The organism is Bacillus methanolicus PB1 (assembly GCF_000262755.1).
GTDB classification, from domain to species: Bacteria; Bacillota; Bacilli; order Bacillales; family Cytobacillaceae; genus Bacillus_Z; species Bacillus_Z methanolicus.
Genome location: NZ_AFEU01000003.1, coordinates 1,249,074 through 1,261,559 on the forward strand (window position 1 = coordinate 1,249,074; position 12,486 = coordinate 1,261,559).

Consider the following 12,486-nt stretch of genomic DNA (forward strand, 5'->3'; position numbering starts at 1 on the left):
CTGTCTCATAAGGGTCTGACCCCATGTGCATTATCAATATATAGCACATTTATCCAACATTATGTCCTATATATTGTGTTATGGGGTCTGACCCTTAGGCTTTGAGACAGCCTCTTTTTTACATAAAGAAACTTTTTAATTAATCTTCCATCGTTGATAAATCTCCTGTTGGCAAGTTAAGCTCCCATGCTTTGAGGACGCGGCGCATGATTTTTCCGCTTCGGGTCTTTGGAAGTTTATCGCGGAATTCAATTTCTCTTGGAGCAGCGTGTGCGGCCAGGCCATTTTTAACAAATTGGCGGATATCCTCTTTCAGCTCTTCGGTGGCTTCATATCCAGTCCGCAACGCAACAAACGCCTTTATAATTTCACCGCGAACAGGATCCGGTATGCCGATTACCCCTGCTTCGGCAACAGCCGGATGTTCAACTAGCTTGCTTTCAACTTCGAATGGGCCAACACGTTCACCGGATGTCATAATGACATCATCGACACGTCCCTGGAACCAGAAATAGCCGTCTTCATCCATATAAGCAGAGTCACCGGAAATATACCAGTCTCCCGGTAAAAAGTAAGATTCATATTTTTGAAGATTATTCCAGATAGTATGCATCATGGATGGCCAGCCTTTTTTAATTGCCAGATTTCCCATCCGGTATGGCGGCAATTCGTTGCCTTGATCATCAACAATCGCAGCTTTTACACCAGGAATTGGTTTACCCATCGAACCCGGCTTAATTTCCATGCATGGATAATTACAAATCAGATGCGCACCGGTTTCTGTCATCCACCATGTATCATGAATACGAAGATTAAATACTTTCATCCCCCATCTTATCACTTCAGGATTAAGAGGTTCTCCAACGCTTAAAATGTGGCGGAGACTGCTCAAATCGAACTTTTTAACGATTTCATCGCCGGCACCCATCAACATTCTGAATGCAGTCGGTGCACTGTACCAGACAGTCACTCCAAATTCTTCAATCATTTTATACCACGTTTCAGGGTTAAAGCGGCCGCCGATAATCACATTTGATGTACCAGTAAGCCATGGACCGAATATACCGTATGATGTTCCCGTTACCCAGCCAGGGTCAGCAGTACACCAATAAACATCCTCCTCTTTTAAATCAAGAACCCACTTTGCAGTTTGATAATGTTGAATCATTGCATTATGGACATGCAGCACGCCTTTTGGCTTCCCGGTTGAACCTGAAGTATAGTGGAGAATCAGCCCGTCTGTCCGGTCGACCCATTCAATTTCCAATTTTTTGCTAGCTTCGGCCAGCCTTTTATTAAAATCAATATATTGCCCCCGCTCTTCAATGTTATTGCCGACAAGGAAAATAGTTTTTAGTTCTGGAAGTTCATTCACAGGAACTCTCCCTAGAAGTTCAGGAGTTGTCACAAGAACTTTTGCTCCGCTGTCTTCCAGGCGGTCGCGGACTGCACCTTCCATGAAAGCTTCAAAAAGCGGTCCGACAATTGCGCCAATTTTAATTGCACCAAGGAGTGCAAAATATAGTTCAGGAGAACGAGGCATAAAAATAAACACCCTGTCGCCTTTTTCAACATCGCCGTATGTTTTAAGGATGTTGCCTGCTTTATTTGAGAATTCTTTCATTTCTTTAAACGTATATTTCTCATTCCGGGAACCGTCCCGGTAATAAAGAGCAATCTTATTTTTCCTAAAAGACTCTGCATGGCGGTCTATCGCTTCATAAGCCGTATTTACCCGGCCGGTTTCATACCATGTAAAATGTTTCTCTGTTTCCTTCCAGTCAAACCGCTCATACATTTCTTCATAATTTTCCAAGTTATTGATCCCTTTTATCACTGGCAACGTTTCGACTTTCATGCCATTTCCCCCTTTATCATAAATTTGTCCTTATATTATATTACAAATTCCTAATTTTTAAAATATTCCTTGTATAATAATTAATTATTCTCTATCAATAATTAATGCTGATATTTTAACAAATTAAAGAATATTTATTGAAAACGCTTAAAAATAAGAGTTTTCATGTATAATATTATTAACCAATATTTGTTTTTTCGGGTGAGTGACTTAATGAACCATAAAAAAAATTATAACGCCTTGGAACTGAAAACTCCTCATGGCGACTTAATCATAGAAGGCTCAATAACTCCTGAAAAACTGGCAGACTATGAATTTCATAAAGACCTTGTTGCTTTTCGGCCTTCCCAACAGCAGCATAAAGCTTTAATAGAGATTGCCGGACTGCCCGAAGGCAGAATTATCATAGCAAGGCACAGGGAAACAATTGTCGGATATGTAACCTATCTATACCCTGACCCGTTAGAACGATGGTCGGAAGGGAATATGGACAATCTGATCGAGCTCGGAGCAATTGAGGTAATCCCGAAGTTCAGAGGATATTCTGTCGGAAAAAATCTTCTAAGAGTCTCTATGATGGATGATGCAATGGAAGATTATATTATTATAACAACAGAATATTATTGGCACTGGGATTTAAAAGGAACAGGATTAAATGTTTGGGAATACAGAAAGGTAATGGAAAAAATGATGAATGCCGGCGGCCTGCAATATTATGCGACCGACGACCCTGAAATCTGCTCTCACCCCGCAAATTGCTTAATGGCTAAAATTGGAAAACGAGTGGGTTTTGAATCCATTCAAAAATTTGACAGGCTGCGATTTAAAAATCGGTTTATGTATTAAGAAAAGCGGAAGCGGCTCGGTCAGCCCCTACAAGCATAAGACGAATCACGCAGGAGTGATTTGACTTATGACCTCGAAGGGATTGCCGCTGAAGCTGAACAATAAAAGATGGAGGTGATATTAGATGCTTGTTGAAGAAATTATGAAAACAAATGTAGTAACATTATTTCCTGATAACACGATTGCGGATGCAATTTCGCTTATGCGTGAAAAGAAAATCCGTCATATTCCGATCGTTAATAAGCAAAATCATTTAGTCGGTTTAGTTACTGATAGGGATATTAAAGAAGCTGCTCCATCAATATTGGAAGCAGCAGAGCGGAAAGATATAATGGAAAAACCATTGGAAAGTATCATGAAAAAGGATATCATCAAAGGTCATCCTCTCGATTTCGTTGAAGAAGTCGCTGCCCTGTTTTATGAACATAAAATCGGATGCCTGCCAATAATGAATGACAACAGGCTTGTAGGCATTATTACGGAAACAGATCTGTTTCACACTCTTGTGGAATTAACAGGGGCCCATCAGCCTGGCTCGCTAATCGAAGTAAAGGTTCCAAACAAAGAAGGGATGCTTTGGAAAATTGCCAATGTCATACACAGCCATAACACTAACATTCAAAGCGTTCTTGTTTATCCTGATAAAAAAAAAGAAGGATACAAAATTTTGGTTATAAGGGTGCAAACAATGAATCCTATCAATATCATTAACGATCTCAAAAAAGAAGGCCTCCTCGTATTATGGCCCAACTTTCCGGGGATCCAATCATGAGAGACAACGCGGTCTTTGTATTTTCTGAAGACTTGCTGAACTATAAATTCAGCAATCATCACCCTTTTAATCAATTTCGCTTAAAGCTGACATTAGACTTATTAATAAAACTCAATGCAATAGATGAAAATCAGATCGTCCGTCCCCGTTCTGCAACGGAAGAGGAACTTTACTTATTCCACTCCCCCGAATATATCGACGCTGTAAAAATGGCAGGGAAGGGGCTGCTTGACAAAAATACCGCTGAGAATTACGGACTTGGCACTGAAGATACTCCAATCTTTCCAAATATGCATGAAGCAAGTTCATTACTTGTAGGAGGTGCGTTAACTGCAGTCGACTACGTTATGGAAGGAAAAGCAACACATGCACTCCATCTTGGCGGAGGCCTCCATCATGGATTCAGGGGAAAAGCTTCGGGATTCTGCATTTATAATGACAGTTCCGTTGCGATTAAATATTTGCAGAAAAAATATCATGCACGGGTTCTCTATATTGATACAGATGCGCACCATGGGGATGGTGTTCAATGGTCATTTTATGATGACCCAAATGTCTGTACATTGTCAATACATGAAACAGGGCGCTATCTCTTTCCCGGGACCGGAAATGTAAATGAAAGAGGTCAAGGAAAAGGATACGGGTACTCTTTCAACATTCCGGTGGACGCTTTTACAGAAGACGAATCATGGCTTTATGCTTACACAAATGCTGTCCGTGAAGTCGCAGATTTTTTTAAGCCTGATGTACTTCTGACGCAAAATGGGGCAGACTCGCATTATTATGATCCGCTTACCCATTTATCAGCGACTATGAAAATTTACCGGGAAATTCCGAAACTGGCACATGAAATTGCCCATCAATATTGCAGCGGCCGATGGATCGCCGTTGGTGGCGGAGGCTATGATATTTGGAGAGTTGTTCCAAGAGCCTGGGCGTTGATCTGGATGGAAATGACAGAAAACTCAAATTGTTACGGCAGTTTGCCTGAGGATTGGATAAAAGCATGGCAGGAAAAATCGCCGGTCTCTTTACCGTCCGAATGGGATGACCCTGAAAATATGTATCCTCCCATCCCCCGGAAACCGGAAATTACAGAAAAAAATGCTCAAACGCTTGAAAATGCGCTTTACCCTATCCGCAATAGAAAAAAATCTGAGACAAGAAGTGAATCATAACGAAAAGAGGCTGTCTCAAAAGCCCAAGGGTCAGACCCCATAACACAATATATAGGACATAATATTGGATAAATGTTCTATATATTGATAAATGCGCATGGGGTCAGACCCTTATGAGACAGCCTCTTTTTGTAACGTCAACCTGATCATATTTCGGATCGAAAATTATTTAGTTATACTTTTCTTATTTAGTTGAGTTCCGGAATTCAATTCGATGCGGGAGTATGACAATTTGCTCTGACACCTCTTCTTTATTCATCAGCTTTGTTAAAAGCCGCATTGCAACCGCTCCAATATCATACAATGGCTGGACAATCGTTGTAAGCTGAGGCCGTACCATTAAGGTTAATCTAGTATTATCAGAACTGACCACTTCGAAATCATCAGGGATTTTATAGCCTTTATCCTCAGCTCCGTGAATAACCCCAAGCGCCATTTCGTCGGAACCGACAAAAATTGCAGTCGGTCTTGAATCCATTTCAAGCAACTTCTCAATCGCTTCAATCCCCGAATCATAAGTGTAATCGCCCTCAATAATAAATTCTTCACGAAATAGGATTCCGAAATTTTCAAGTGCCCGCTTATATCCTGCCAGCTTTTTCTCCTTATTGATTGGCTCATGAAGAGGACCGATGACAAAAGCAATCTCCTTATGGCCTTTTTCAATAAGAGATTGAACAACATCATAAGCTGCTTGATCATAATCAATATTTACTGATGGAATTTTTTCTGTTTCTTCAATTGAACCTGCCAATACAATTGGGACAGGGGATTTTTCAAACTCTTCGACATGCTCTGGAGTGATATTTCCACCCATAAAGACAATTCCATCCACCTGTTTTCCAAGCATTGTATTAAGCAAATGCAATTCCTTTTCTTTGTTCTGGTCAGAGTTGCTCAAAATAATATTGTATTTATACATGGTGGCAATATCTTCAATTCCCCTAGTAAGCTCAGCAAAAAATGTGCTTGAAATATCCGGGATAATAACACCGACAGTTGTCGTCTTTTTGCTTGCCAATCCCCTTGCCACAGCATTTGGCCGATAACCGAGCCGTTCAATGACTTCCATGACTTTCTTTCTTGTGGCAGGTTTAACATTCGGGTTCCCGTTGACTACCCGTGAAACTGTTGCCATCGATACATTTGCTTCTCTTGCAACATCGTATATTGTTACATTCATGCAACCCACTCCTTCGTTTGATACACACGCATCTTTTTTCTTTATTTTACTGCAATCAAAGAGTATTAAACATTTTTCTCTAAGATTGTGATGCGCTAAACAAGTCTAATTATGTATTTTAATCATACGACAGTAAGGAAAATGCCGCAATCACAAGGCGATAATTTTAACAACAATGTTACAAAAATGTGAAAAAATTTCGATAAAAAACATAAAAAAGGCTGACCTAAACTAATTGCCAGGCACCCTTAGTTGCTAAATATTGAAAACATAATCAATGTTATACAATATTTAGCAACTTCAGACGGGAGCCAGACACTAATGGGTCAGTCTATTATTCCAATAATATTTCTTATACTCTTGTAAAAACAGATTTCTTAATTTCGCGGTAGAATTCGTCAAATTGCTTCAAGTCCATTTGCTGAGCAGAATCTGACAGAGCTACTGCAGGGTCAGGATGAACTTCTGCCATTACTCCATCTGCTCCAATCGCCAGCGCTGCTTTTGCCGCAGGGAGCAACAAGTCTCTTCTACCGGTAGAATGTGTAACGTCAACAAAAACTGGAAGGTGGGTTTCCTGTTTTAAGATTGGCACCGCTGAAATATCAAGAGTATTTCTTGTTGCCCGTTCATATGTGCGGATTCCGCGCTCACAAAGAATAATTTGTCCATTACCATGAGCCATAATATATTCCGCTGCATTAATAAATTCCTCAATCGTTGCCGCTAATCCTCTCTTTAATAGAACAGGTTTATTTACAGCACCTGCCGCCTTTAACAAGTCAAAGTTCTGCATATTGCGGGCGCCTATTTGAATGACATCAATATATTGAACAGCCGTTTCAATATCAGCCGGATTCGTGATTTCGCTGATTACGGCTAAATCAAATTCATCCGCAATCCGCTTTAAAATTTTTAATCCTTCTAATCCGAGTCCTTGGAAGTCATAAGGCGATGTACGCGGTTTGTAAGCCCCGCCGCGCAAAAGCTTCAACCCTTTTTCTTTTACTGATTCGGCAACCGTTGCTACTTGTTCATATGATTCAACGGCACAAGGACCGAAAACAAAGTGCGGATTTCCGTCGCCGATTTTCTTGCCCTTTAGGTCGATCACTGTATTTTCCGGTTTTTTCTTGCGGGAAACAAGCAATGCTTTACGATGATCATCTTTTTGCAATTCCAGGCCGGCTTTAAAAATTTCTTTAAATATATGTTCAATTGTTGAGTTTTCGAAAGGCCCGTTATTATTTTCCTTAATTAAATCAAGCATATTGCGTTCACGCACTGGATCATATCGAAAAACTCCTTGAGTCTCTTTCACGCGGCCAATTTCTTGAACAAGCCGCGCCCTTTCATTAATTAATGATAAAAGCTCCAAATTTAATTCATCAACACGTTGACGCAACTGATCAAGTTCCTTATTGCTCATCTTCTTTCCGTCCTTTCAAAAAAATTATAATCAAATAATCATGCTTACAGAGTTGTGAATATTCTTTATCGCTCCATGAAAATATGATACATTTTCTATATAATTAGGGTTTATTATATATGAAATGAGTTTGATTGTCACGAAAAATTTCTTTAATGATTAAACGCTTTTAAGTATTAAAGTATTATATGACGATTTTAAAAGAGGGTGTATTCATTTTGCAAGAAAAAAAGAAACTATTTGCTCTCGATATCGGAACACGCTCCGTTGTCGGCATCATTTTGGAAGAAAACGATGGCCAATATCTCGTCATTGATATTCTTGCAAAAGAGCACAAAACACGTTCGATGCTGGATGGCCAAATTCATGATATCCTGTCCGTTTCAAAAATCATAACTGAAATAAAGGAGCAGTTGGAAAAAAGTCACGGAAGCTTAAAAAAGGTGTCGGTTGCTGCTGCCGGCCGTGCTTTAAAAACGGAGCGGGCAAAAGTCACTGTATCGATCAAAGGAAAACCGTTGCTTCAAAAACAGGATATTCTTCATCTTGAATTAAGTGCCGTACAGCAGGCGCAAGCATCAGTTGCCGAAAAAAATAATGCTGAAAAAAGCTATTATTATTACTGTGTCGGATACTCAGTTCTTTATTATCTACTTGACGGAGAAGAAATAGGAAATCTGATTGACCAGCAGGGTGAAGAAGCTTCTGTTGAAATTATTGCAACATTTCTCCCTAAAGTAGTCGTGGAATCATTGATTTCTGCTCTCAACCGCTCCGGTTTGGAAATGGAAGCATTGACATTAGAACCGATTGCAGCAATTAATGTTCTTATCCCTCCTTCTATGCGAAGGTTGAATGTTGCATTAGTTGATATTGGGGCAGGAACCTCTGATATAGCCATAACGGACATGGGCACGATTATCGCTTACGGGATGGTGCCGATTGCCGGTGATGAAATTACAGAAGCGATCAGTGACCAATATTTGCTTGACTTTCCTCTAGCTGAAAAAGCAAAACGAGAATTACATACAAATGATCGGATTACAATTACTGATATACTCGGTTTTGAAACAGAAGTTTCGAAGGATGAAGTCATCACCCATATCTCTCCTGCTCTCGACAAGCTTGCAGAATCAATTTGTAATGAAATTCTTCAGCTAAACAATGGAAAGCCGCCAAAAGCAGTTATGCTTGTCGGGGGCGGAAGCTTAACACCGGAGCTTCCAAAAAGGCTGGCTGAAAAATTAAATCTTCCTGAGAACCGAGTCGCGATCCGAGGAATAGAAGCTATTTCTTCCCTAACCATTTCCGAAAAAATTCAAAAGGGGCCGGAACTTGTTACCCCTATCGGAATCGCAATTGCTGCCCAAAGATCGCCGGTGCAATATAGTACAGTATATGTCAATGAACAACCTGTACGTTTATTTGAAATAAATAAATTAACTGTAGGGGATTGCCTACTGGCGGCAGGAATAAAAATGAATAGGCTTTACGGGAAACCCGGTATGGCATTAATTGTTAAGCTTAATGGACAAAACATCACGATCCCCGGCCAGTTGGGCGAAGCCCCAACCATATTATTAAACGGGAAACCATGTTCTTTTGACGATGAGATTAAGAACGGCGACAAAATAACAGTAGAAAAAGGAAAAGATGGCTTTGCTGCAGATGTGAAAATAGCCGATTTGCTTGATCATATTCCAAAAAAGAAAATTACGATTAACGGCAAGACCTATGAAATTTTTGCAACTCTTACATGCAACGGCGAAAAAACAACGCCAGATAAAAAGGTAGAAGACCGGGATCAAATTGTTTGTACAATCCTGGAGACGATTGAAGAATTGCTGAAAGAGCTTCAACTTCATGACCTTCTATTACAACTAAGGCCTTTTCGATTGAAGATCAATGGCAGAGAGACATTTCTTCCGAATCTTGCAGGGAAACTATTTCGTAATGGAATCGCCGTTAAACCTCAAAGCACTTTTGATGATCTTGATGAAATAATAATTGAACAAAAGAAAACACCGACTGTAAAACAACTGGCGGAGATGAAGCATTTCCAATTAAAACACATAATACCAGTAACGTATAATGGAGAAAAAATCTATTTATCAAAAACTGTAACCGATTTTTACAGAAATGGAAAAAAGCTTGCAGAAGATTCAGTTCTGTTTGATGGAGACGAAATTACAGTCGAACAGAAAAAAATGGAGCCATTTCTTTTCCATGATTTATTTAAACATGTTGAAATTACGATGCCAAAAAATTCGGGCGGAAAATTTGTTTTGCTTAAAAACGACACTCCGGCGACATTCTACGATCAAATTCACCCTGGCGACGAATTAAAAATTGTCTGGCCATTGGCACAGGAAAAAAATAGCCCTGCCGGCAAGGGGAAAGGGGTCTGACCCTTAGCCCCATTTTTTAACTCGTTTGAAAGAGAAACATTGAAAGCTAATGCAATTTCTATTATTGATTTAATTTTCTTTCCATTTCATCGAACGCTTTTTTTGTTTCTTCAAGCTTTTGCTGAATATCGGCATCAGACCAGTTGCCGTGGCTTTTTGGTGCATCGATAATTATTGTCTTAGATGGAGTTTCCTGTGCGGTTTCTTCTCGTATTTCTTGATCTTTTTTTGCGGTATTCATGTTTTTCACTTTTTTTAATAAATTAGCAGAATGCTGTGTAATTGTTCCGGTTAACGTGCTCGTTTTTTCTTTCGCTACAGAAGCCAGCTCGCTTCCTTTTGTCATTGCTTGATCTCGTAACTGAACTGTTTTTTCTTTTGCCGCTGACGCAAGGGAATTTCCTTTTGTCAAAGCTGAATCACGAAAATGGCCGGTTTTATCTTTTAAAACCAATACCTGTTTGTTTAAATTGCTGCGCAATTCTTTCCCTGATTTTGGAGCAAAAAACAGAGCAGCAGCTGCACCTATCACCCCGCCAATAATCGCACCGATCATAAATTCCTTTGAACCTGAACTGCAATCGTTTCTTTCATTCATTTCATTATATTTCCGATCTCTTTCTACCATATTTTCTACCTCCTTTAATATCTTGACCTTTCCTTTTCTCTCAACGCATTATCAGATGGATGGATACCACGTTTATAGGAATTGTTCTGTGTTTTTCTTGCCTTCCATTTATCCCTTAACTCGAACAATACATTGCCCAATTGTACAACCTGTGATATCTTGTCCTTATTTTGTTCAAGCTTTTGATTCACTGTTAAAGTAATGTTTTGGAGCGATTGATTAAACTTTTTAACAGAATGGCCAACATCCTTCACAGCCTCAATAACACTATTTAAGCTTTCTGATTTTTTCTGGATATCATCCGCAAGGGAGTTCGTTTTATGCAGCAGTTCCGTTGTCTCCCTCGTTACACCGCCCAGCTGTTTTTCTAAGCCGGATAAAGTCCGGGAAACATTGTCTAGCGTAGATCGCAGTGATCTTAATGTTATCGAAAGAAAAATAACCAAAAAGAGAAATGATATCGCAGCAACTATTGCACTTAAATATAAAAGAATTTCCACTTATATGTACCCCCAGTGTTTGAAGTTAGTCTATTTTTTACCCTTATAAATAAGTCATAAACCATCTTCTCAATTAAATATTTCAATATAATAGTGACAATTTCCTGCACCAAAATCAATAAAGAGTGTTATCTACTTTTAAACCTTTGATAAAAGCTGAAAAGCCAGGTGCTTGATTCACACCTGGCCTCTAAGGATGATTTATCAGCACAGTAAAACCCTACTGATGATAGATTCACTTTTATACTTGCAGCTGCTGTTCGTAAGCTGATTGAAATTTCTGGATATCACCGGCACCCATGAAAAGAATTACACTGTTTTCATGTTTCTTTAAAGGAGCCGTGTCTTCCTCTGTAATGATTTCCGAACCGTTAATTTTCTTCTGCAAATCTTCAATGGACAGTTTTCCATGGTTTTCCCTTGCCGAACCGAAAATCTCGCATAAATAGACTTTATCAGCCTTATTTAAGCTTTCAGCAAACTCATCCAAAAATGTTTGCGTTCTCGTAAATGTATGTGGCTGAAAAACAGCAATAATATCTTTGAAGGGGTATTTCTGCCTTGCAGCTTCAACCGTTGCTTTTATTTCTGTCGGATGATGTGCATAATCATCTATGATAATTTGCGATCCGACTTTTTTCTCCGAAAATCTTCTTTTGACCCCGGTAAAAGTCTGAAGCTGATCAGCAATAATCTCCGCTTCAATCCCCTCGTAATGGCAAATGGCAATGACCGCCAAAGAGTTTAACACATTATGATCGCCAAATACAGGGATTTCAAAAGTGTTGTAATAAGTATTTCTGACAAAAACATCAAAAGTAGTGCCCTCGGTAGTTTTCACAATATTCCTTGCCTGAAAATCGTTTTCTTCTCCAAATCCGTAAAATAAAACCGGAACTTTCGCTTGTATTTTTTGAAGATATTCATCATCACCCCATGCAAAAATGCCCTTTTTTACTTGCCATGCCATTTCCTGAAACGCAGAAAAAACATCTTCAATATTGGCATAATAATCAGGGTGATCAAAATCAATATTTGTCATGATAGCATAATCAGGAAAATATGAGAGAAAATGCCTTCTATATTCACATGCTTCAAACACAAAATATTCAGCCTCCCGGTCTCCCTTGCCCGTACCGTCTCCAATTAAGAAAGAAGTTGGCTTCGCTCCCTTCATTACGTGAGCAAGCAAACCGGTTGTTGAAGTTTTTCCGTGTGCCCCTGTGACAGCAATACTTGTAAAATTTTCCATAAAGGTACCTAGAAAACGATGATATCTAATAATTGGAAGTCCAAGTTTCATGGCCTCCTCAATTTCCTCATGTGTATCAGGAAAAGCATTTCCGGCAATCACTGTCATGCCAGGCTTAATATTATCCCTATGAAACGGAAGGATCTTTATTCCAGATTGTTCAAGGGCTTGTTGGGTAAAAAAACGCTTTTCGACATCGGAGCCTTGAACATGGTAATTCATGTCATGGAGTATTTGTGCCAGTGCACTCATTCCAGACCCCTTTATACCTACAAAATGGTAAATAGTCATATAAAGAACCTCCAACCACGTCTATCTGTAACACAGTATATGACATTTATCTTATTTTGCTCATTGCTTACATTTGTAAAAGCATTTCACATTAGACTATTATAACATTTTTTTATTAAAAACTAACAACCGTGAAATAGC

10 protein-coding genes are annotated in these 12,486 nt (G+C 39.3%); 4 read left to right on the top strand and 6 right to left on the bottom strand.

Going from position 1 to position 12,486, the window contains the following annotated elements; all coding sequences use genetic code 11:
* Positions 1 to 139 precede the first annotated feature (139 nt).
* Positions 140 to 1,858: an acetate--CoA ligase gene (gene acsA, locus PB1_RS15940; protein WP_004438963.1), complete on the bottom strand. Its 1,719-nt coding sequence runs from the start codon at positions 1,856 to 1,858 to the stop codon at positions 140 to 142.
* A gap of 213 nt (positions 1,859 to 2,071) precedes the next feature.
* On the opposite strand from acsA, the gene PB1_RS15945 reads away from it, so the two are divergent.
* From PB1_RS15945 to PB1_RS15955, 3 genes are all read left to right on the top strand, one after another.
* Positions 2,072 to 2,704, top strand: coding sequence for a GNAT family N-acetyltransferase (locus PB1_RS15945; RefSeq protein ID WP_004438965.1), 633 nt, complete (start codon positions 2,072 to 2,074; stop codon positions 2,702 to 2,704).
* 124 nt (positions 2,705 to 2,828) lie between these two features.
* Complete coding sequence (locus PB1_RS15950; RefSeq protein ID WP_004438968.1) at positions 2,829 to 3,476, top strand: acetoin utilization AcuB family protein; 648 nt, start codon at positions 2,829 to 2,831, stop codon at positions 3,474 to 3,476.
* Positions 3,473 to 4,654 carry an acetoin utilization protein AcuC gene (locus PB1_RS15955; RefSeq protein ID WP_004438970.1) on the top strand — a complete coding sequence of 394 codons (1,182 nt, stop codon included), beginning with the start codon at positions 3,473 to 3,475 and terminating at the stop codon, positions 4,652 to 4,654. The genes PB1_RS15950 and PB1_RS15955 overlap by 4 nt, the downstream gene beginning before the upstream one ends.
* Before the next feature lie 184 nt (positions 4,655 to 4,838).
* Here the strand turns inward: PB1_RS15955 and ccpA are convergent, their stop codons facing one another.
* Both ccpA and PB1_RS15965 read right to left on the bottom strand, forming a co-directional pair.
* Complete coding sequence (gene ccpA / locus PB1_RS15960; protein ID WP_004438976.1) at positions 4,839 to 5,837, bottom strand: catabolite control protein A; 999 nt, start codon at positions 5,835 to 5,837, stop codon at positions 4,839 to 4,841.
* Between the two features lie 352 nt (positions 5,838 to 6,189).
* Entirely contained in the window at positions 6,190 to 7,266 is a 1,077-nt protein-coding gene (locus PB1_RS15965) for a bifunctional 3-deoxy-7-phosphoheptulonate synthase/chorismate mutase (RefSeq protein WP_004438978.1), read from the bottom strand.
* A gap of 218 nt (positions 7,267 to 7,484) precedes the next feature.
* Here PB1_RS15965 and pilM point away from each other — a divergent pair, with 218 nt between their 5' ends.
* Positions 7,485 to 9,674 (top strand): cell division protein FtsA, encoded by a 2,190-nt coding sequence (pilM, locus tag PB1_RS15970; RefSeq protein WP_004438979.1) that lies wholly within the window; start codon positions 7,485 to 7,487, stop codon positions 9,672 to 9,674.
* A gap of 61 nt (positions 9,675 to 9,735) precedes the next feature.
* Here pilM and PB1_RS15975 read toward each other — a convergent pair whose 3' ends face one another.
* The 3 genes from PB1_RS15975 to murC form a co-directional block, all read right to left on the bottom strand.
* Positions 9,736 to 10,302 (bottom strand): YtxH domain-containing protein, encoded by a 567-nt coding sequence (locus tag PB1_RS15975; RefSeq protein WP_004438984.1) that lies wholly within the window; start codon positions 10,300 to 10,302, stop codon positions 9,736 to 9,738.
* Positions 10,303 to 10,316: 14 nt separating this feature from the next.
* Positions 10,317 to 10,802: a DUF948 domain-containing protein gene (locus PB1_RS15980; protein WP_004438989.1), complete on the bottom strand. Its 486-nt coding sequence runs from the start codon at positions 10,800 to 10,802 to the stop codon at positions 10,317 to 10,319.
* A 241-nt stretch (positions 10,803 to 11,043) separates the two neighbouring features.
* A complete protein-coding gene (gene murC, locus PB1_RS15985; RefSeq protein ID WP_004438993.1) occupies positions 11,044 to 12,345 on the bottom strand; it encodes a UDP-N-acetylmuramate--L-alanine ligase in 1,302 nt (433 codons plus the stop codon).
* Positions 12,346 to 12,486: the final 141 nt, after the last annotated feature.